This is a genomic window from Tardiphaga sp., from assembly GCF_044340795.1.
GTDB lineage: Bacteria > Pseudomonadota > Alphaproteobacteria > Rhizobiales > Xanthobacteraceae > Tardiphaga.
Genome location: NZ_JBIISY010000002.1, coordinates 23,280 through 42,545 on the forward strand (window position 1 = coordinate 23,280; position 19,266 = coordinate 42,545).

General features: G+C 64.7%; 18 protein-coding genes. 4 read left to right on the forward strand and 14 right to left on the reverse strand.

The annotated features are described in order from the left end of the window. Window positions 1–22: 22 nt before the first annotated feature. The 11 genes from copD to ACIQ17_RS00610 all read right to left on the reverse strand — a co-directional run bounded on the left by copD (window position 23) and on the right by ACIQ17_RS00610 (window position 9,172). The gene (copD, locus tag ACIQ17_RS00560) at window positions 23–955 is read right to left on the reverse strand and encodes a copper homeostasis membrane protein CopD (RefSeq protein ID WP_398464270.1); all 933 of its coding nucleotides are present in this window, start codon (window positions 953–955) and stop codon (window positions 23–25) included. After that, window positions 955–1,320 (reverse strand): copper homeostasis periplasmic binding protein CopC, encoded by a 366-nt coding sequence (gene copC, locus ACIQ17_RS00565; protein ID WP_398464272.1) that lies wholly within the window; start codon window positions 1,318–1,320, stop codon window positions 955–957. The genes copD and copC overlap by 1 nt, the downstream gene beginning before the upstream one ends. A gap of 58 nt (window positions 1,321–1,378) precedes the next feature. Next, entirely contained in the window at window positions 1,379–3,247 is a 1,869-nt protein-coding gene (locus tag ACIQ17_RS00570; RefSeq protein ID WP_233024181.1) for a DUF4396 domain-containing protein, read from the reverse strand. Then, window positions 3,244–4,230 (reverse strand): FkbM family methyltransferase, encoded by a 987-nt coding sequence (locus ACIQ17_RS00575; protein ID WP_233024180.1) that lies wholly within the window; start codon window positions 4,228–4,230, stop codon window positions 3,244–3,246. The genes ACIQ17_RS00570 and ACIQ17_RS00575 overlap by 4 nt, the downstream gene beginning before the upstream one ends. A gap of 67 nt (window positions 4,231–4,297) precedes the next feature. Further along, on the reverse strand, window positions 4,298–4,603 hold the full coding sequence (locus ACIQ17_RS00580; RefSeq protein WP_233024179.1) for a copper-binding protein: 306 nt from the start codon (window positions 4,601–4,603) through the stop codon (window positions 4,298–4,300). 18 nt (window positions 4,604–4,621) lie between these two features. Beyond that, window positions 4,622–5,110 (reverse strand): plastocyanin/azurin family copper-binding protein, encoded by a 489-nt coding sequence (locus ACIQ17_RS00585; protein WP_398464357.1) that lies wholly within the window; start codon window positions 5,108–5,110, stop codon window positions 4,622–4,624. A 29-nt stretch (window positions 5,111–5,139) separates the two neighbouring features. Beyond that, the gene (locus tag ACIQ17_RS00590; protein WP_398464359.1) at window positions 5,140–6,510 is read right to left on the reverse strand and encodes a multicopper oxidase family protein; all 1,371 of its coding nucleotides are present in this window, start codon (window positions 6,508–6,510) and stop codon (window positions 5,140–5,142) included. Window positions 6,511–6,521: 11 nt separating this feature from the next. After that, window positions 6,522–7,949 (reverse strand): TolC family protein, encoded by a 1,428-nt coding sequence (locus tag ACIQ17_RS00595; protein ID WP_398464361.1) that lies wholly within the window; start codon window positions 7,947–7,949, stop codon window positions 6,522–6,524. Window positions 7,950–7,982: 33 nt separating this feature from the next. Next, entirely contained in the window at window positions 7,983–8,276 is a 294-nt protein-coding gene (locus ACIQ17_RS00600; RefSeq protein WP_398464276.1) for a hypothetical protein, read from the reverse strand. A 78-nt stretch (window positions 8,277–8,354) separates the two neighbouring features. Continuing rightward, complete coding sequence (locus ACIQ17_RS00605; protein WP_398464278.1) at window positions 8,355–8,807, reverse strand: hypothetical protein; 453 nt, start codon at window positions 8,805–8,807, stop codon at window positions 8,355–8,357. An 89-nt stretch (window positions 8,808–8,896) separates the two neighbouring features. Beyond that, window positions 8,897–9,172 carry a metal-sensitive transcriptional regulator gene (locus ACIQ17_RS00610; protein WP_398464280.1) on the reverse strand — a complete coding sequence of 92 codons (276 nt, stop codon included), beginning with the start codon at window positions 9,170–9,172 and terminating at the stop codon, window positions 8,897–8,899. Window positions 9,173–9,420: 248 nt separating this feature from the next. Here ACIQ17_RS00610 and ACIQ17_RS00615 point away from each other — a divergent pair, with 248 nt between their 5' ends. Then, the gene (locus ACIQ17_RS00615; protein WP_398464282.1) at window positions 9,421–11,898 is read left to right on the forward strand and encodes a heavy metal translocating P-type ATPase; all 2,478 of its coding nucleotides are present in this window, start codon (window positions 9,421–9,423) and stop codon (window positions 11,896–11,898) included. Window positions 11,899–12,158: 260 nt separating this feature from the next. Here ACIQ17_RS00615 and ACIQ17_RS00620 read toward each other — a convergent pair whose 3' ends face one another. Further along, window positions 12,159–12,593, reverse strand: coding sequence for a helix-turn-helix domain-containing protein (locus ACIQ17_RS00620; protein ID WP_398464284.1), 435 nt, complete (start codon window positions 12,591–12,593; stop codon window positions 12,159–12,161). 63 nt (window positions 12,594–12,656) lie between these two features. Between ACIQ17_RS00620 and ACIQ17_RS00625 the strand changes: the two genes are divergently transcribed. The 3 genes from ACIQ17_RS00625 to ACIQ17_RS00635 are packed head-to-tail and all read left to right on the forward strand — an operon-like array spanning window position 12,657 to window position 14,681. Then, a complete protein-coding gene (locus ACIQ17_RS00625; RefSeq protein ID WP_398464287.1) occupies window positions 12,657–13,505 on the forward strand; it encodes a cation transporter in 849 nt (282 codons plus the stop codon). Further along, window positions 13,502–13,972, forward strand: coding sequence for a signal peptidase II (gene lspA, locus ACIQ17_RS00630; protein ID WP_398464289.1), 471 nt, complete (start codon window positions 13,502–13,504; stop codon window positions 13,970–13,972). The genes ACIQ17_RS00625 and lspA overlap by 4 nt, the downstream gene beginning before the upstream one ends. Then, window positions 13,962–14,681 (forward strand): cytochrome c biogenesis CcdA family protein, encoded by a 720-nt coding sequence (locus ACIQ17_RS00635; RefSeq protein ID WP_398464291.1) that lies wholly within the window; start codon window positions 13,962–13,964, stop codon window positions 14,679–14,681. Before lspA ends, ACIQ17_RS00635 begins: the two co-directional genes overlap by 11 nt. A gap of 69 nt (window positions 14,682–14,750) precedes the next feature. On the opposite strand, the gene ACIQ17_RS00640 is transcribed toward ACIQ17_RS00635, so the two are convergent. Together ACIQ17_RS00640 and ACIQ17_RS00645 are read right to left on the reverse strand one after the other, a co-directional pair. Next, entirely contained in the window at window positions 14,751–16,781 is a 2,031-nt protein-coding gene (locus tag ACIQ17_RS00640; protein WP_398464293.1) for an FTR1 family protein, read from the reverse strand. A 198-nt stretch (window positions 16,782–16,979) separates the two neighbouring features. After that, on the reverse strand, window positions 16,980–19,148 hold the full coding sequence (locus ACIQ17_RS00645; protein ID WP_398464295.1) for a heavy metal translocating P-type ATPase: 2,169 nt from the start codon (window positions 19,146–19,148) through the stop codon (window positions 16,980–16,982). Between the last annotated feature and the right edge of the window lie 118 nt (window positions 19,149–19,266).

Here is a 19,266-nt window from a genome sequence, read left to right on the forward strand (position 1 = left end):
CTCGGCGTCCCGTTCGACGTCCCTACTGTCCGATCGCCGGCCGGATCGTGCCGATGATGCTCACGCACAACAGGACGAACAGACCGAGGGCCTGCTCGCTCAGCACGTGGATTCGCAGCTTACGTTTCCAGACGGCGCTCTCAGGCGGTGCCTTCCGACCGGCGGCCTCGAGCGCGGGCACCAGCCAGAAGCGGTTCGCCGCCGCCAGACCCAGCATTCCGGCGAAGCACGCCAGCTTGACGATGAGGATCCATCCGTAGGCGCTGGCAAGGAGGCTGGAGACGGACCCGACCAGGAACCAGCTATTGACCAGACCCGTTCCAACCAGCGTCGCGACGGCGATGTAGCCCATGCCGGAGAAGCGCATCAGCACCCCGTCGACGTCGAGCGCAGCGCCGTCCGTCCTCCTGCCGTCGTAGCCCAGCAGAATGAATCCAAGAGGGATCAGGCCTCCGAGCCACGCACCGGCGGCGAGGAGGTGGGCCGCATCCGCCGCGACGTGCAGCGCCCCGGGCCAGCCTTCCTCCATCTGCGCATGACCGGCTCCGGCGAGGGAGGCGAGGAGTCCGGCTGCGAGAAACGAGGTCAGCAGATCCCGGCCAACGGACGTCCGCGACGGCAGCAGCAGCGTGAGACCGACGAGCAGGACGGCGATGGCGGTGCGAGCCGTCCATACGGCACCGAAGCCGGTTTCGCGGACGACGGCGCCGACGACCTCCGTGTCGGCGACGTCGGTCAGCGCTCCGCTCATGTTGGCCACCGCGAAGGCGAACCAACCGAGCCCCGCGGCGAGCGCGAGGACGGCCGACCAGGCCAGCACCCTGCCACGCCAACGGGCCAGCCTTTCGGGCTCCGTCCCCGCATAGGCGTACAGAGGGAAGAATGCCGCCCCGGCGAGCGACGTCGTCGCGATGTAGTGGAGGAAGCGGGACAGGACGAGACCGAACTCGATCATCAGCGCGCCACGCCGAAGGAGTACGTGCCCTTGACCTTGTGGGTGTCGTCCGACACCGCGTGCCATTCGACCTTGTAGTCGCCCGGCGCCAACTGGTCCTTCAGCGGAACGATCATCAACTTCTTGTTGGCCGGATCGACGGTCGCCTTGCCAGTCGCGACGGGCTTGCCCGCCTGATCCTTCAGCTCGATGCCGGAGAACTGCGGAATGACGCTTTCGTTGAACAGGATGCGGATCTGCTTCGGTGCGGCCGAGGTCTTTCCGGCAGGCGGCTCGGCCGACTGGAATTCCGGATGGGCGAGCGCCGCGCCGGTTGCGAGCGTGGCCGCCACGAAGGCGGCGGCTGCGATGATGGTCTTGGGCATTGGTGGTCCTCTGGCTTGACTTGGGTCGAAGTGATGGATGGATCGATCGGTCCGGACGTCACTTCACGTCGAGAACGAGCATCAGGCCTCCGCCGCCGTCGCGTTCGACGTTGTTGTTGGCGGTGTGATGCGGGATGTGGCAGTGGACGAGCCACTTGCCGGGCCTTCTGGCGGTCCAGACGACGTCGTAGCGCTGACCCGGTCCGACATTGACCGTGTCCGCCTGGTATCGCGCGCTCTGGTTCAGCGTGACGCCGTCGACGGCGACGACCTCGAACGGGCCGCCGTGCACGTGCATCGGATGGACGAAGTTGTTGTTCGTCCCGATGAAGCGCAGCTTGATCGTCTGCCCGACCTTCATGTCGACCGTGTCGGTGGACGGATAGGCCTTGCCATTGATCGTGAAGTAGTTCGGCAGCGCGCCTTCCATGATCATGGCCGGAAACGTCCGCCATTCCCTCTTGAGCCATTCCTGAAGTTGGATCGTGTAGTCGAGGTCGGCTTTGACTTCCGCGCTCGAATCCTTGGGTGCGATCAGGATGGCGCCGTAGAGACCGAGGCCCTGTTGGCGGTCGGGATGATCGTGACTGTGGTAGAAATAGGTGCCGCTCTGGCCGACATCGAATTCGTAGGTATAGGTGCCGCCCGGCGGCACCGGCTTCTGCGTGACGTTCGCCGGCCCGTCCATCTCGTTCGGAACGATGAGCCCGTGCCAGTGCACTGTCGTGCTCTCGGGCAATGCATTCCGGAAGTTGATCCGCACGTGATCGCCTTCGGTCAACTGCAGACGGGGGCCCGGAATCTGTCTGTTGTAGGCGTAGGCCTCGACGGCGACGTCCGGCAGGATGTTCCAGCGTATGATCGATGCCTCGATATCGAAGATCTTCACGCCGTTTTCTATGCGCGGCTGCAGGACACGGTCGCCCTTCGCGTCCGGCGCCGCCTCGAACGTGACCTGCCTCGGCTTCACCGCCGCCATGTCCTTCATGGCCTCGCCCGGCAGGTCAAACGTGTTGATCATGCCGGGCGGCATGATCGCGCCGTCCACATCGCGGGCACTCAGGAACAGGTTGACCGAGAAGCCCGGAAGGACCATTCCGGAAACCAGCATGAACCCGGTGACGCCGGCCAACGCCGCCAGTTGAGGCCGCGTCGCTTCGCCCGCCATTGCGTGTCCGCCCTTGTCGGCGCCCCCGCCGTGCGCTCCGTCGTGTCCGGAATGACCTGACTGGTGCTCGGCATGGCCGCCGTTTCCGTGTCCGGCGCGCACCGTCATCAGTCCGTGCTTGATCCCCTTCTTCACCATCCAGACGTTGAACGGATAGGCCGTCGCGAAGCCGACGATCACGCCCAGCGACATCACGCCCCAGAAGACCAGTTCGAGCGGGTCCATCGCCCGCATGTCACGTCCCATCATCAGCAGACTCATGGTGGGAGCCATGCCGGCCATCATGGCGTTCATGCTGATGAATTCGGGCGTGAAGCTCTTCCGCACGTTCTCCCAGTAGGTGCCGCCCATCATCTTCTTCATGAACAGCGATTGGAAGATGAAGAGGCCGAACGAGAAGCCGGCCACGTACTCGACGACGAGGTCGATCCACATCGGCAATCCGAGCGAGGCGGTGACCACCGCCGCCAGGATGATGCCCGTCGCGTCGCCTGCGACGCAGTGGATGGTGCTGCCGACGCCCTGCTTCCACAGCGGCGCCGTGAAGCTCTCATGCTCGCCCGGACGCGGTTCCTTGTCGGCGAGCACGTAGAGCAGGAGACCGAAGGGACCCATGTACAGCGTGACGAGGATGAAGCCCCACTTCATCACCGTCGGCTCGGGATTGCCGGCGAACTGGTCGTAGGCGACGTAGGCCGCGGACGCGGCGGCCACGACGAACCAGGCGATCAAGTAGTAGTCGTAGGGCAACGCGATCATGCGGACCTCCCGTTGATCCGGTCCAGAGCGTCGCGCCACATCGGGCTCGCCGTGGCGAACACGTTGTAGCCGACCCACGGATGCCGCTTGATCCCGTCCAGGACCGAGGGGTCGTTCACGGCGACGAACCGGCCGGCGGTTGGATCGAACGCGTGGACTGCCAAAGGGGTGCTGCCGAGCAGATGTCTAGACACAGTGTGGTTGGGATCGTTGCCGTGCTCCTCGCAGACGAACAGGGCGTCGGCGGCCATGAGGCTCCGCGCGCCTTCGAGTGCGTCGATCTCCACGCCCTCGACGTCGAGCTTGACCACGACGGGCCTGCCGCGCTCGATGGCTCCGGCGGCCGCGAGACCGTCAAGCGAGACCCTTCGCACCGATCCGTCGGCCGTGTCCGTCTCCTCGGTCGCGAGCGCCTCGTGGCGGTCGCCCACGATCCGGACGAGACCCTCCGAGCTGCCGATCGCGGCATGCAGGCATTCGAACCGGCCGCCGTTGAGCGCGTAGTTCAGCGCCAGGCGCCGCATGTTGGCGGGCGCGGCCTCGATGGCGAGGGCCTGCTTGGAGCCGAAGGGCCTGCTCGAGACGAGTACCGACCAGTAGCCGAAATTGGCGCCGCAATCGACGAAAGCATAGTCGATGTCCGAGACTTCGCGGAGGAACATCTCGATCTCGTCTTCGTAACGGTAGGCCGGATTGAGGAGACGGCTCCAATAGCCGTCGCCGAAGGGAATCGAGAACACGGCGTCGCCGTTCAGCCGAACCCTGACGTCGCGGGTCTTGATGCCGCCGGCGACGACCGCGCATCCGAGCCGATAGCCGCGATGCCCGAAGGGCATCGTCAGCACCGAGCCGAGGCGGAGGACCGCGAAGGCCATCCGCTCCGCGGCGCCCGCGCCCGTCAGCCGGTCCGCCGCGCGGTCGAAGACGAGAACGTCATCGGCCTGACCGCGCCCCGTCGTCCGCACTTCCGCTTCGAAAGCCATGATGTCCCCTCCGCCGGTCGGCGACGTCTGCAGCGTCCCCTCGGTGGCCGGGGACGCCGCAGCAGGCTCACTTGCTCTTCTGGATCTTGGTGATTGCGATGCCGTCGTTGCCGCGCTCGGCGACGAACTGCACCTTGTCGCCGGCCTTGACCTGCTTGAGCATCGCCGGATCCTGCACCTTGAAGACCATCGTCATGCCGTCCTCGTCCATGCCGAGGTTCTTGATCGGGCCGTGCTTGAGCGTGATCTTCTTCGCCGCCTCGTCGACCTTCTTGACCTCGCCGGCGACCATCGCCTCCTGCGCGAGGCCGAGAGAAGGAGCGAGAAGCGAGAGAGCGACGACGGCCGCGGCGAGCTTGTTGGTCTTGATCATCTTTCTTCCTTTCGATTGCTATTTGACGACGACGGTACCGACCATTCCCGCTTCGCGGTGGCCGGGTATGAGACACGCGTATTCGAACTCGCCCGCCTTGCTGAACCGCCAGACGAGATCGCCCGTCTTGCTCGGAGCCAGCCTTCTGGCGTTCGGGTCGTCGTGCTCCATGTCGGGATTCTTCGCCATGGATGCCCCGTGCCTCAGATTCTCCTCGGTCGTCCCGAGGACGAATTCGTGGTCGAGCTGTCCGCCGTTGCGGAGCACGAACCGGATCTGCTCGTCCTTGCGGACCTCGATCTTCGCCGGGACGAACAGCATCTTGCCGTTCGCTTCCGTCAGCGAGACCTGAACGATGCGGGCAGCCTTCTTCGCGTCGCCGGGCTCGCCGGTCGCGTACGTCTCGGCATGCTGCGCGTGACCGGCGTGCTCGCCGGCCGCGAGCGCCGTACCCGCGGAGGCGAGCGCTGCCGCGACGACCACCACCGAAACCTTCAGTCTTCTCATAAGTGTCTCCTTTTTATCCGGGCGGACCATCACATCCCCTTCATTCCCTTGTGGTTCATCGTCTTCGGCATCTGCTTGGCGGGCGGCTTTCCGCCGTCCTGACGCGCGGGAGTGGCCTGCGGCGTCTGCACTTCCCAGGCGACGGTACCCTTCGGGAACTGATAGGGACCCGGATCCCGGTAGTCGTCACGCGCGAGCCCGTCCCTGATCTTGACGACGGTGAACATGCCGCCCATCTCGATCGGCCCGAATTGGCCGCTGCCGGTCATCATCGGCAGCGTGTTGTCGGGCATGGGCATCTCCATCTCGCCCATGGCCATGCCCGTCGATCCCATCGCCATGCCGTCGGGCGCAACCTTGCCGAGCGCCTTCGCGATGTCCTTCTTCGACACGCCGATCAGGTTCACCATGTCGTGCCCCATGGCGTTCATGGTGTGGTGGGACTTGTGGCAGTGGAACGCCCAGTCGCCGGGATTGTCGGCGAGGAAGTCGAATGCGCGGATGGCGCCGACCGGCACGTCGGTCGTCGTCTCCGGCCACGCGGCGCTTTCCGGCACCCATCCGCCGTCGGTGCAGCTCACGGCGAACTTGTGTCCGTGCAGATGGATCGGGTGGTTGGTCATGGTCAGGTTGCCGATCCGGACGCGCACCTTGTCGCCGAGCCGCACCGGCATGACGTCGATTCCGGGAAACACGCGGCTGTTCCACGTCCACATGTTGAAGTCGGTCATCTCGGTGACCTTCGGCAGGAACGTGCCGGGGTCGATGAGGTAGCTGCTCATGATGAAGACGAAATCGCGGTCGACGGCTCGGAAGCTGCGGTCCCGCGGATGCACGACGATCATGCCCATCATGCCCATCGCCATCTGGACCATCTCGTCCGAGTGCGGGTGGTACATGAAGGTGCCGCTATGCTTCATCTCGAATTCGTAGACGAACGTCTTCCCCACCGGGATGTGCGGCTGCGACAACCCACCGACGCCGTCCATGCCGGACGGCAGGATGACGCCGTGCCAATGGACCGTCGTCGCCTCGGGAAGCTTGTTGGTCACGAAGATGCGGACCTTGTCGCCCTCGACGCATTCGATCGTCGGCCCCGGAGACTGGCCGTTGTAGCCCCACAGATGCGCCTTCATCCCTTCGGCGAACTCCCGCACTACCGGCTCCGCGACCAGATGGAATTCCTTCCAGTCGCCGTTCATCCGCCAGGGCAGCGTCCAGCCGTTCAGCGTGACCACCGGATTGTAGTCGGGGCCCGAGGAGGGATGCAGCGGCGGCTGCATCGACGTCTTCTCCATGGTAGGCGCCTCGGGAATGCTCGCCGCCTGCGCGCGCCCGGAGATCGCCGCTGCGCCCGCCAGCGCGGTGGCGGAGCCGAGGAAGTTGCGTCGGGAAAGGATGGGATCGTTCATCAGTGGCCTCCGCCGGCCGACGCCTGAGCGGTCGTCGTGCCCGTCGATTGGGATGTGGATTCGCCTCGTCCGCCGCCGTTGACGGCGGTCAGCAGCGTGGAGTCCGCGAGCCAGAAGTCGCGCTTGGCAGCCACCGCCGTGCGCTGCGCGGCGATCCGCGCCGTCGCCTCGACGACCAGCGCGAACACGTCGATCTGCATGCTCGAATAGCGCAGTTGCAGCTCTTCGGAGATCACCTGCCGCAGCGGCAGCACCTCGCGCTGGTACTGCGAGGCGACGTCGTAGGTCGCGCGGTAGGTCCGGAAGGCGTCGCGCGCCTCCGAGCGGACGTTGACCGCCTTCTCCGTCAGGAGATTGAACGCCTGATTGTAGATCTCGGCCGATTGCCTGACCCGCACCTCGCCGCCGTCGAAGATCGGGATCTGGAAGTCGATGGAGACGCTGCGGCTCCGTCCGGACCCTCCGAGCTCCTTGCTCTGCGATCCCGACATGTCCAGCAGGGTGACGAAGCGTGTCGCCTGCGTGAGTTCAAGCGATTTGGCGAGCGCCAGAAGGTCGATGCGGGCCATCTGGAGGTCGAGCCTGCGCTCCACCGCCTGCACCTCGATCAGCGGAAGCGAGGACGGACGGCGCGGAAGCGATGGCAGCCTGCCGGGGATCCTGATGTCCGTATCGGTCCCCCAAAGCCCGAGCAGCCTGATGAGGCGCTCGCGCGAGCTCGACGCTTCCTGCCTGGCCGATCCCAGGTCCGCGGTGGTTTCCGCATAGAAGGCCTGCTGTCGGGCCTGGTCGAGTTTGTTCAGGGATCCCGTCTGCCCGAGCTTGTGGGCGAGCTGTGCGGTGGTCTCGGCGATCGTCCTGGCTTCCGTAAGGACCGCCACCAGTTCGTTCGCTGCCGATGCGCGGTAGAACGCCTCTCTGACGTCCGCGGCGAGGCGCAACGTCTGCTCCGCGGCGGCGAGCTGCGCGCGCTTGAAGCGCTCGCGCGCGATCTCGGAACGGAAGGGCAACGTGGCGAGGGCCAGGATGTCGCCGGCGACCTGGCGCGAGACCTCGACCGAGCCGCCGCTCACGCTCCGCGATATCGAGAACGAAGGATTCGGAGGCAGGCTGTCGGCGACCATGTCGGCTTCGGCGAGCGCGAGTTCGTTGTACGTCGCCTGAAGTCCGCGATTGTTGAGGAGTGCGATCTGCACCGCAGAGTCGACGGTCAGCGTGCGCGCCTTCAGTCTCTTTATCGTCTGCTCCGCGACAGGCGCATCGTCCGCCGAGCGGATGGCGATCACGTCCTTGCGGATCGCGTCGTCCGTGACAGCCGCGACCACTCCCATGCCCTTGTCGGGAGAGAAGCTGGCGCAGCCGGAGAGCAGCAGGGCCGAGAGCAGGAGAGCGCCGGCCGAGACGCGTCCGCGGTAGTGGGAAGTCATGCGTGAGTGATGCTTGATCGGCATGATGCGCCCCTACTCGCCGGACTTTGACGAGGGAGCGACGCGATCGTTGCGCTGCCGCCATTCCGACGGCGACACGGGCCGCATCGAGGTGTACGGCCCGACCACCGAACGGTATCCGACCTTCGGCACCGGCACGCCCGGATCGGCGGGGTCCGCCCTCAACAGCGGTCCCGTCGCCGGGAGACAGCCGCCGAGGATCAGCGCCCCCGCGGAAAGTCCCGCCAGCGTCCTCACCCGCTTATGAAATAGTCCCTCGGCCACCGAACGAACGGCGGCGAACTTCGCCCCAAACTGCGCAAACATGTTCTCTTCCTGAAATGACGGCGGACCACGGGCCTTGTCCGCCCACCAGGGGCGAGGCACCGCGTCGAAACGGTCGGATCAGGAAGCGATGGGGGGACGGTAGTGGACGACCGGCGCGTTGTCCGCCGGCGCGCTGTACGATGTCGCGACGCGGATCAGGGTCGGGACGGAGGGAACGGTAACCTCGACGATCGGCGCCGGCAGAACCGTCAGGCACATCAGGGCGCAGCACTGGCCCGACATGTGAGGATTCTTCTTCGCCGGAGCCTCGTCGGAGGACGAAGCCAATATCGCCGACGCATCGTCGCCATCGTCCATCGACGGAGCGGATGCATGATCGTGCGCGGGCTCGCCGACGGAATGCATATGCATTGCCCCAGTCGCGACGCCCTCGATCGTCATGCAGTCGACGACGGCGTGATGGCCAGGCAACGCGTAGGACAGCGTCGGCGCCAAGATGCAGAGCACGTAGACCAGGGCGGCAATCCACCCGGCCTTTCTGCGCTGCTTCGTGGTGAACCTGACGAACATTCCGGATCCGCTGCCATTGGTCGCGCGACGCGACCTCGGGACCATATCGCCGAAAAACCGATACGCCAAGCTGGAAACCGGCGGACGGATCATCGCTCCGCCCTGCCGATGACGGCCATCAGTTCGGTGATCTTCTGACGTTGATCCGCCTTGTCGCCGCTCGCGATCGCATGCTCGACGCAATGGGAGACGTGGTCCTTCAGGACCTCCTCCTCGACTCGGCGAAGCGCGGCGCGCACGGCGGAGATCTGCGTGACGACGTCGATGCAGTAACGGTCTTCCTCGACCATCTTCGACAGGCCGCGGACCTGCCCCTCGATCCGGCCGAGCCTTTTCTTCACCGATGCCTTGATGTCCTCGCGCATACAGCCATTATACCCCTACTGGGTACGGGTTGCAAGTGGCGGAGTCCCGCGCGGATGGACGTGCGAACGATACCTCTGTCTCCCGGTTTCCGCCATCTACGGAACTCGTCGCAGGCGTGCAGCAGTGAGGCGCCGTGCTGTAGAGGTCCATATCGGCTGCTCCGGCGCTCGCGATCGCCTTGATTTTGTCGCCTGACCGGTTCATATACCCCTACTGGGTATGGGTTTTCATCTCGCTGGAGGATGTCATGTCGGATGCGAAGAAGCACGGCTCGGGTGGTTGCGGGTGCAGCTCGAAGAAGGAAACGGCTCCGGCGGAATCCGGCGCGTCCGGCTGCTGCGGCGGGACTGGCCACGCCCATAACGGCCATCACTCCCATGGGGAACATGCCCACGGCGCCACCGCCGGCACGATCGATCCCGTCTGCGGAATGACCGTCGATCCGGACAAGACCCCGCATAGGTTCGCAGTCGCCGGCGAGACCCATCACTTCTGCTCGGCGGGCTGCCGAAGCAAGTTCGCCGCAGACCCTCAGCGATACCTGCAGAAGTCGTCGTCCGGCACGCCTGCTGCTCCGGCGCCCGAGGGCACCATATACACCTGCCCGATGCATCCGGAGATCCGCCAGATCGGTCCGGGAAGCTGCCCGATCTGCGGCATGGCGCTCGAACCGGATCTGGTCTCTCTGGACGATGCGCCGAATCCCGAACTCGCGGACATGACGCGCCGGTTCTGGATCGGCCTCGCCTTGGCCGCACCTGCCGTCGTGCTCGAGATGGGCGGCCATCTGGCCGGCGGCCATGGCCTGCTCGACGCGGGCCTGTCCAACTGGATCCAGCTCGCCTTCGCGACGCCCGTCGTCCTGTGGGCCGGATGGCCGTTCTTCGTGCGCGGCTGGCAGTCTCTCGTCACCCGCAATCTGAACATGTTCACCCTGGTCGCGATGGGCACCGGCGTCGCCTACGTCTACAGCCTGGTGGCCACGGTGCTGCCGGGAGTTTTCCCGCCGGCGTTCAGGGGGCATGGCGGTGCCGTCGCGGTATACTTCGAGGCGGCTGCGGTGATCACAGTCCTCGTCCTGCTCGGTCAGGTCCTCGAACTGCGCGCCCGGGAGGCGACGTCGGGCGCCATCAAGGCGCTGCTCGACCTCGCCCCGAAGACCGCGAGGCTGGTGGACGACGCGGGCGAGGACCATGAGGTCACGCTGGACAGCCTGCGCGTCGGCGACAGGCTTCGCGTCCGTCCGGGCGAGAAGGTGCCGGTCGACGGAATCATGATCGAGGGCCGGTCCACCATCGACGAATCCTTGGTCACGGGCGAATCCATGCCGGTCACCAAGGAGCCCGGCGCGAAGGTCGTCGCCGGCTCGCTGAACCAGTCGGGCGGCTTCGTCATGCGGGCGGAAAAGGTCGGCCGCGACACGCTGCTGTCGCAGATCGTGCAGATGGTCGCGCAGGCCCAGCGGTCGCGCGCGCCCATCCAGCGCCTCGCCGACCAAGTGGCCGGATGGTTCGTGCCGGCGGTGATCGTGGTCGCCGTCGCGGCTTTCGCGGCGTGGGCGTGGTTCGGCCCGGAGCCGCGTCTCGCGTTCGGCCTGGTCGCCGCGGTCAGCGTCCTGATCATCGCCTGCCCGTGCGCGCTCGGCCTCGCGACACCGATGTCGATCATGGTCGGCGTCGGCCGCGGTGCGGCCGCGGGCGTCCTGATCAAGAACGCCGAAGCCCTGGAGCGCATGGAGAAGATGGATACGCTTGTCGTCGACAAGACTGGCACGCTGACCGAAGGCAAGCCCAAGGTCGTGTCAATCGTGCCGGCCGAAGGATTCGAGGAAGCCGGGATACTGCGGCTCGCAGCGAGCGTGGAGCGCTCGAGCGAGCATCCGCTGGCTGACGCGATCGTTAACGCGGCCAAGGAGCGGAGCGTCGATCTCGCGCCCGTCACGGACTTCGATTCTCCGACCGGCAAGGGGGCGACCGGCAGCGTGGACGGCCTGGCCGTGATGCTCGGCAACGCGAAATTCATGAACGCCGCCGGCGTGGACACATCGGCCCTGGAACGCTCGGCGGAGAAGCTGCGCGGCGAGGGCGCGACGGTCGTGAACATGTCGGTCGAAGGCAGCCTGGCCGGCATATTCGCCATCGCCGATCCCGTGAAGGCTACCACGCCCGACGCGCTGAAGGCGCTGGCGGCCGAGGGAATCAGGGTCATCATGTTGACAGGGGATAACCGAACCACCGCGGACGCCGTCGCGCGGCGTCTCGGCATCTCGGAAGTCGAGGCGGAAGTCTTGCCGGACCAGAAGAGCGCCGTCGTCGCGAAGCTGCAGAGGGCGGGCCGCGTGGTCGCGATGGCGGGCGACGGCGTCAACGACGCACCCGCCCTCGCCGCCGCGGACGTGGGCATCGCCATGGGCACCGGCACCGACGTGGCCATGGAGAGCGCGGGCGTCACGTTGCTGAAGGGCGATCTCAACGGCATCGTCCGCGCCCGCCGGCTCTCGCAGGCGACCATGAGCAACATCCGGCAGAACCTTTTCTTCGCGTTCGTCTACAACGCGGCAGGAATTCCGATCGCGGCCGGGGCGCTCTATCCGACCTTCGGGATGCTGCTGTCGCCCATCATCGCCGCTGCGGCGATGGCGCTTTCTTCCGCAACCGTTGTGGGGAACGCCCTGCGTCTGCGCAGCGCTCGTCTTTGGCAGCTTGATAAGCTCAGAAATTTGTAGCAGCACATTGAGCGCCCGACGACATCTTGGGGCGCGAAATACGACGATCTGTCAACCGGGAGACGGGAGCTTCGATCGGCTGCAACTTGAATCCGCCACCGCCGGGAGATGTTCCGGTGGGCATGCAGCCAGGACAAACGAAGCGCTGCATGAATCAATTGCAGCGCGGTTATCGGAAGATCGACCATCCACCACGTCTACAAAAAGCACGCCGTGACGACATGGCCATTGGCACGCAGGGCGGATCGCCAACGCCAATCCTACAACGAACGGCAGTTTGCTATCCCAGCCGACGGACCGAATTGAGGAGTCGCCAGCGCGTCGATGACGTGACACTCCGAGACTCTCCCGTATCTGCAGGAGGCGACCATCCGCGTAAGTTCCGCGCGAAGCGTTTCGAGAAGTCGGAGCCGGCCCTCGACCGCTTCGAGATGCGCCGATGCCAACCGCCAAGCACCATTGCAGGATTGATTGGGCTGCTCCTGCAACTGAAGCAGGTCACGCACCGCACCGAGGTCGAAGCCGAGATCGCGGGCGTGCCGGATGAACAGCAAGCGACGGACGTCACCGTCGTCGTAGACCCTGCGGCCGTTAGTGGCGCGCGCGGGCTTCGGCAATAATCCGGACCGTTCGTAGTACCGGATCGTTTCGATGTGAACGCCCGAAGCCTTCGAAAGTGCACCGATCGATATCATCGTCTCTTGCTCCTGTAGTCACTACAGGATGTACGTTCGAGGGAATCAACACAAGGATTTCCGATGTCCGGAACGGCGGCACGCTTTCGCGTGACAGGAATGGATTGCAGTGCATGCGCTGCAAAAATCGAAAAAGTCGCGAAAGCCCAGCCAGGAGTGCTCGAGGTCCGCGTCTCTATCGCTTCGGGAGAGATGTTCCTGAAGCTCGGTGACGGGTCACGGGGGCTTGCCGACCTGGAAAGCGCGGTCTCGGGACTGGGTTATTCCCTGACGCGCTTGGACCGAAGCGGTGTAGATCAGACCTCGAACGCGTCGCACCTCGCGCCCGGCTACAAGCGGGCGCTATGGATCGTGGTCCTTCTCAACGCGGGCTACGGGGCGGTCGAGCTCGCTGGCGGTCTCGTCGCGGGTTCCCAAGCCGTGAAGGCGGACGCCCTGGATTTCATTGGCGACGGACTCATTTCCTGGCTCGGGCTCATCGCTATCGGTTGGGGCATGTCGGCCCGCGCCAAAGCTGCCTACGCTCAAGGCGTGTTTCTGGCGTTGCTGGGTGTGGGAGTCGTCGCAACCACGATTTTCCGCGTGTTCGTGCTGCACACGCCCGGCGCCGAATTGATGGGACTATTCGGCGCGATTGCCCTTGTGGTGAACGTGCTCGCCGCGGTCGCGCTTCTTCCTTATCGCCACGGAGATGCGAACGTGCGAGCGGTGTGGTTGTTTTCCAGGAATGATGCGCTCGGCAATCTCGCTGTCGTGATCGCCGCCGGTCTGGTCGGATGGACGAATTCACCTTGGCCCGACCTTGTCGTCGCCGCCGTCATCGCAGGCCTGTTTCTCCAGTCCGCCTTCGTCATCATTCGCGATGCGCGGCGCGATATGGATCTGGTCGCATCTGAAAGCCGCGCAGCGTGAAGTGGATATTTCCTTTCATCGTCGCGGCGACCTCGTTCTGGCTCGACGCCTCCTCGAAAGCTTGGGCGCAGCGCAGTCTGGCCGAGACTACCCGCGAACTTCTGTCCTTTCTCAGCCTACGTCTCGGATTCAACTCCGGCATCGCCTTCTCCTGGTTCGCCTCCGACGAAGGGGCGAATAGATACGTCATTTTGGTCGCGACCTCGTTGCTGTCGTTGGCAATCGTCTGCGTGATGGCGACCGCGCGGATCCCGACGGAGCGGGTCGCGTTGGCGCTGATACTTGGAGGGGCATTGGGCAACATCGCTGATAGAATACCTGACGGATATGTCACCGACTTCATATCGGTGCGCTTGGGCGAGTACCATTTCCCGATATTCAACCTCGCGGACGTATGCATAACGATCGGGGCAATGCTCCTGTTTCTGGCTTTGGCGCCTCTGCGCTGCGTACGTCATGACGGTTGACCTCTCCACCGTAGGAATCGCGACGGCGTTCGCGGCCGGCGCGATGTCGTTCCTTTCGCCCTGCGTATTGCCGCTGGTACCGGCCTACGTCTCATACATCGCCGGCGAATCCGTGGAGGGGCGGGCGGAGAAGCGCGCCCGCTCGCTCTGGCTCAGCCTGTTCTTCGTGTTCGGCTTCACGACCGTCTTTGTCATTCTCGGCGCCGGCGCGAATGTTCTCAACGCCGCTCTGGCCCCTTACCGTCACCAGCTCACACTCGTCAGCGGCGCTCTTGTGATCCTGTTCGGGATTTTCACGCTGGGGCTGTGGAGGCCGGCGTGGTCCGAACGCGAGCTCCGGGTACATGCGCGTCTGCCGCGCTCCGGGCCGCTGCCGGCATACCTTCTGGGAATGGCGTTCGCCTTCGGATGGACCCCCTGCATCGGCCCCGTTCTGGGCGCGATCCTCGCCCTTGCCGCGTCGTCTTCGGGGGGCGTTACGCTGCTTGCCATCTACTCGCTCGGTCTGGGCTTACCCTTCGTTCTCGCAGCGGTGTTTCTCACCGGTTTCATGAAGCGCGCGGCTGCCTTGCGGAAAGCTGGACGCGTTCTCCGCCTGCTGGCCGGAGGCATCATGATTGCCATGGGCGTTGCGATGATGACCGGGGACCTCGCGACCCTAGCGATTTGGTTTCTGGAGACATTTCCGGCATTGGGTTCGCTGGGCTGAGTTGGGACGTGCTGCGAGATCGTTGGACCGGCCGGAACCAAATGACCATTTTGCGTCTTCGCGCGCGCTTCATTCGTCCTGCCGACCATGTTCGATTCCTGAACCTCCACCTGTGTGACCATGCGGGGAGCCGACCGAAGCAAGCCGGTTTCGTCCGAAGCCGATCGCGAGCAAGGCGATGACAGCGAGCTGCGCAAGCAACGTTTCTCGCGTGGGATAGATGCCGAGCATCTCGTTCCGGAACAACCCGCGCCAGAGGGTAACCGGCAGATAGCCAGCCTCCTGGAGCGCTGCAGCGCCTTTACCGACAAGAACGACGGCGAGGATCGCCATCAGGAAGGAGCTGTAAGCGAAGAATTTGCCGACCGGCAGATAGCTGCTGAACCGAAGCATGGCGATCGCGACGATCGCCAATACGACCGTCGCCGTGAGCGCGCCGGCAACGACCGCACCGGCGTCGCCACGACTCCAGATCGCTGCATAGAACAGTATCGTTTCGAACACTTCGCGATAGACGACCACGAAAGTGAGGAGGAAGAGAAACCATGCGGAGCGGCGATCGAGGGCTCTCCCGAGTTTTTCACGGATGTATAGCTGCCACGCATCGGCACTACTCTTGCCATGCATCCAGATGCCTACCCAAATCAAAACGGCTGCGGCGAAGATTCCCCCGAATCCTTCCGTCAATTCGCGGCTGGCTCCGCTGATTGTGATCAGCCATGTAGCGGCCGCCCAGGTTCCCGCTCCGACGCCGAGAGCCGCTATCCAGCCGCCGTGCACGTAGCCGAGCACGTCTCGGCGGCCGGCCTTGTTGAGGAAGGCGATCATGGCGACGACGATCAACAACGCCTCCAGACCCTCCCGAGCCAGGATGGTAAAGGCCGCTATGAAGCTCGACGTGGCCGATGCCTGGTCCGCCAGCACCTTCTCAGCCTGTTCGAAGAGCCCGTCTACCGTGTTCACGCGTTCCCGGATGGCATCGACCTGTTCACCCGCAGCGATGGAGCCGCGCAGTTCAGCCATAGCGCCTTCGATACGGACCATCAGCGCATGGTCGCGTGCCGACAGTAGCGCTTCCACAGGCTCGAAGCCGTCGAGATAGGCGGATAACGCTATTTGCGTCGCCGCCTTCTTGTCTCCGCGTCCGTATGCAGCCAATGCTTCGTCGAGCTTCGTACGCGCGAGTGTGAGGCTTCCCGACGCCCGGCCGGCATCAAGGACCTCGGGATGCCGACGAAGGAAAGCGACGAGGTCCGGGGAGTTGACCGAGGCGAACTCCTCGGCGAAGGCTGCTGGCGTGATACCGACCAGTTTTTCGAGACCGAGACGTTTCCGAAGGCCTGCGTCGGCCTCCCACAAGGCTTTTCCACGCGCGGTTGCCTCATCCGGATATGCAAGTGTGCCAACATAGAATGCGAGCGCCCATCGCTCCTGCGCGGGCAGGTCTGAGAAGCTGGCCATGCTGGTCCCATCGAGGCCCTGTTCGATCACCTGATAAAGCGCGAAGACGCTGCGTTCGCGTGCCCTGGCTTGTTCGGTGAACGCGATCGGGGGCGGATCCAGCCCTTCCGATTGCGGACCCTTGCCATCGCCGGCAGATCCGTGGCAACCGGCGCAAAGCTGCGCGTACAATGCCTTGCCGCGTTTCAGGTCGGGCGCGACCGTAGGCGCCAACGGAACGGGATAGGCCGTCAGCAGATCGGCAGCCAGCGACCTTGCGGCTTTCGCGATTGCGGGCGGAGGTGATTTCGAGGCGATCAGGTCTTCCAGTTCGGCCGATCGTCTTTCGAGCATTCCCTTCGAAGACGTTTCCGGAAGCTCTTTGACAAGTCTGTGAGCGGTCGACGAAAATTCGCGCATTTCGTCGAATTCGGCTTGGTTCACGATTTCGCCGTTGGCTACCGCCTCCGGATAATCGACCGCGATGTAGTCGAGGAGACGCCAGATCGTCTGCGCGGGAGCGGTCTCCGCGCATGCCGGCGAGGCGACGGCCAGAAAGAACACCAGGAAACACGAAGCGAGACACCGTGACATTCCGGAGCCGGCAGCGCGCATCCAATCGCGTGTCGCAAGAGCAATGCGTGTTGTTCTCTGAAACATGAAGATTGATCCGCGTGTCATCTCATATCCATTCTAATCGACGCGCCAAGACGGTCTCTTCGGCATTGCCGGTGCCGATTGTGACGAAGCGGTGCTGTTGTGGCCGAACCGGCTATAGAGGAACAGCGCGGCGGTCGGACGAGACCGCTACACGCTTCGGTGGTGAGCTAAGCCGTTGCGGGTCAGTTCTCCCGTCCATCAGCCCGCAGCCCGATCTTCGCCGGATGGAGGCGAACCGAGAAGGCGCAGCGCGTTCAGGGTGACGAGCACCGTGGCCCCGGTGTCCGCGAGGATCGCTGGCCATAGGCCCGTCACACCGGCGACCGTCGTGACCAGAAACACCGCCTTGAGGCCCAGCGCTACCGCGATGTTCTGCTTGATGTTCGCCATCGTACGCTTCGACAGTTCTACCATCGCAGCGACATCGGAAACGCGCCCGTACAGTACGGCCGCGTCCGCGGTCTCCAAGGCGACGTCGGTCCCGCCGCCCATGGCGATGCCGACATCCGCTTCTGCAAGCGCCGGTGCATCGTTGATTCCGTCCCCGATTTTCGCCACGGTGAAGCCGTCGCGCCGAAATCTCGCGACGATCCGTTGCTTGTCTTGCGGCAGCAGTTCGGCCTCGACATCCATCCCAAGCTGCCGCCCGATTGCCGTGGCGGTCCGGCGATTATCCCCTGTCAGCATGACCGTCCGGATCCCTGCGTCCGCCAAGCGTGCCAACCCGCTGGCTGCATCCGGACGGGGTTCGTCTCGCATCGCGATCGCGCCCGCCGGTTTTCCGTCGATCAGAAGAACGGAGACGGTCTTGCCTTGGTCGTTCAGCTCTGCGATGCGCTCAAGGTGCACTTGAAGCGGGGCGATCTCGCTCGCAGCTTGCGCCGAGCCGAGGAAAACCTTTCTGCCCTCCACCAAGCCTGTGACGCCCTTGCCTCCGATGGCGGCGGCATCCGTCGCCGCGGGCGGTGTCACCTTATCGGCCGAGGCTCGCGCCAAGATGGCGTTGGCCAACGGGTGGCTAGACCCGGTCTCAAGCGCCGCCGCAAAGCGGATGATGTCCGTTTCGGCAGTGCCGAAAGTAAGGATGTCGGTCACCTGCGGCTTTCCAACCGTCAGCGTGCCGGTCTTGTCGAAGCAGGCGAGCGTCACCTTTCCGAACCGTTCGAGGACGGCGCCGCCTTTCAGCAGAAGGCCGCGGCGTGCACCCGCCGAGAGGCTGGCCGCGATGGCGGCCGGCGTCGAGATCACCAGCGCGCACGGGCAGCCGATCAGAAGAACGGCCAGGCCCTTGTAGATCCAGTCACTCCAGCCGCCGGTGAAAAGCGCAGGCGGAACGACCGCCACCAACACCGCGACCGCGACGACTGCGGGCGTGTAGTACCTCGAAAAGCGGTCGATGAAGCGTTCGGTCGGCGCCTTCGACTCCTGCGCCTCCTCGACCAAGCGGACGATGCGCGCGATTGTATTGTCGGCGGCAGCAGCGGTCACCCGCATGCGCAACAAGCTGTCACCATTGATCGTTCCCGCGAACAGCCTCGCGTCCGGTCCCTTGCGCACCGGAGTGCTCTCTCCCGTTACGGGAGCCTCGTCGATCGCGCTCTCTCCGGAGACGATGACGCCGTCGGCGGAGATCCGGTCTCCCGGTCGGATCAGGATGACAGAACCCACCGCCAGGGCTTCGGCTTGGACCTCGCGGACCTGACCGTCTTCTTCCAACCTGGCCGTCTTCGGAACGAGGCGGGTCAGGTCCTGGATGCTGGCCCGCGCTTTCCCCGCGGCGACCCCCTCCAGCAGTTCGCCAATCATGAAGAGAAAGACCACCGCCGCCGCCTCTTCGGCCGCGCCGATGAACACCGCGCCGATTGCGGCGATCGACATCAACATCTCGATGGAAAAGGGCGTGCCCGTCAGAGCGGCCCCGACCGCGCGCCGCGCGATGGGAACGAGCCCCACAAGCAGAGCAACTAAAAACGCCCATCTCTCGGTCTGAGGAAAAAGCTGCCCCGACACGTAGGCGCTGGCGAAGGCCATTCCGGACGCGGCGGTCAAGAGCGCCTTTCCCGTCCGCCACCAAGCCATCTCTCCACCGCCGGCTGCCGCTTGGTTGTCTGCGGCGGGGATCGAGCCGCTCGGCTCCGCTCCCCGTCCGAGATCGATCACCTTGTAACCAAGTCCTTCGACGCGTTGCCGCAGCAAATCGCGATCAGGCCCGGCGTAATCGACGGTGACTGTCCCGGTCGGAACCGAAACGTTGACGCTGGAAACGCCATCCAGCCTTTGTAGCGCATTCTCGATCTTCATTGCGCAGGAGGCACAATCCATTCCGGCCACGCGCAAGCGGGTCTTGACTGCCGTAGCTTTCTTCATCGCACTTTCCTCAATCATCGCCTTGCCACCAGTTTCAACATCGACCCCGGCGATCCGCCTTGATGATCAACCTTGTCGCAACGCGGGCATCGGGTCTGGATGCCCGCACCCCGCTTCC

Excerpts from the sequence above, each read along its gene's own strand:
- copC (WP_398464272.1), bottom strand. The coding sequence starts at position 1,320 with ATGCCCAAGACCATCATCGCAGCCGCCGCCTTCGTGGCGGCCACGCTC.
- ACIQ17_RS00600 (WP_398464276.1), bottom strand. The coding sequence starts at position 8,276 with ATGTTTGCGCAGTTTGGGGCGAAGTTCGCCGCCGTTCGTTCGGTGGCC.
- ACIQ17_RS00610 (WP_398464280.1), bottom strand. The coding sequence starts at position 9,172 with ATGCGCGAGGACATCAAGGCATCGGTGAAGAAAAGGCTCGGCCGGATC.
- ACIQ17_RS00575 (WP_233024180.1), bottom strand. The coding sequence starts at position 4,230 with ATGGCTTTCGAAGCGGAAGTGCGGACGACGGGGCGCGGTCAGGCCGAT.
- ACIQ17_RS00620 (WP_398464284.1), bottom strand. The coding sequence starts at position 12,593 with ATGATATCGATCGGTGCACTTTCGAAGGCTTCGGGCGTTCACATCGAA.
- copD (WP_398464270.1), bottom strand. The coding sequence starts at position 955 with ATGATCGAGTTCGGTCTCGTCCTGTCCCGCTTCCTCCACTACATCGCG.
- ACIQ17_RS00605 (WP_398464278.1), bottom strand. The coding sequence starts at position 8,807 with ATGTTCGTCAGGTTCACCACGAAGCAGCGCAGAAAGGCCGGGTGGATT.
- ACIQ17_RS00580 (WP_233024179.1), bottom strand. The coding sequence starts at position 4,603 with ATGATCAAGACCAACAAGCTCGCCGCGGCCGTCGTCGCTCTCTCGCTT.
- ACIQ17_RS00635 (WP_398464291.1), top strand. The coding sequence starts at position 13,962 with ATGACGGTTGACCTCTCCACCGTAGGAATCGCGACGGCGTTCGCGGCC.
- ACIQ17_RS00625 (WP_398464287.1), top strand. The coding sequence starts at position 12,657 with ATGTCCGGAACGGCGGCACGCTTTCGCGTGACAGGAATGGATTGCAGT.
- ACIQ17_RS00615 (WP_398464282.1), top strand. The coding sequence starts at position 9,421 with ATGTCGGATGCGAAGAAGCACGGCTCGGGTGGTTGCGGGTGCAGCTCG.
- ACIQ17_RS00640 (WP_398464293.1), bottom strand. The coding sequence starts at position 16,781 with ATGTTTCAGAGAACAACACGCATTGCTCTTGCGACACGCGATTGGATG.
- ACIQ17_RS00570 (WP_233024181.1), bottom strand. The coding sequence starts at position 3,247 with ATGATCGCGTTGCCCTACGACTACTACTTGATCGCCTGGTTCGTCGTG.
- ACIQ17_RS00595 (WP_398464361.1), bottom strand. The coding sequence starts at position 7,949 with ATGACTTCCCACTACCGCGGACGCGTCTCGGCCGGCGCTCTCCTGCTC.
- ACIQ17_RS00585 (WP_398464357.1), bottom strand. The coding sequence starts at position 5,110 with ATGAGAAGACTGAAGGTTTCGGTGGTGGTCGTCGCGGCAGCGCTCGCC.
- ACIQ17_RS00645 (WP_398464295.1), bottom strand. The coding sequence starts at position 19,148 with ATGAAGAAAGCTACGGCAGTCAAGACCCGCTTGCGCGTGGCCGGAATG.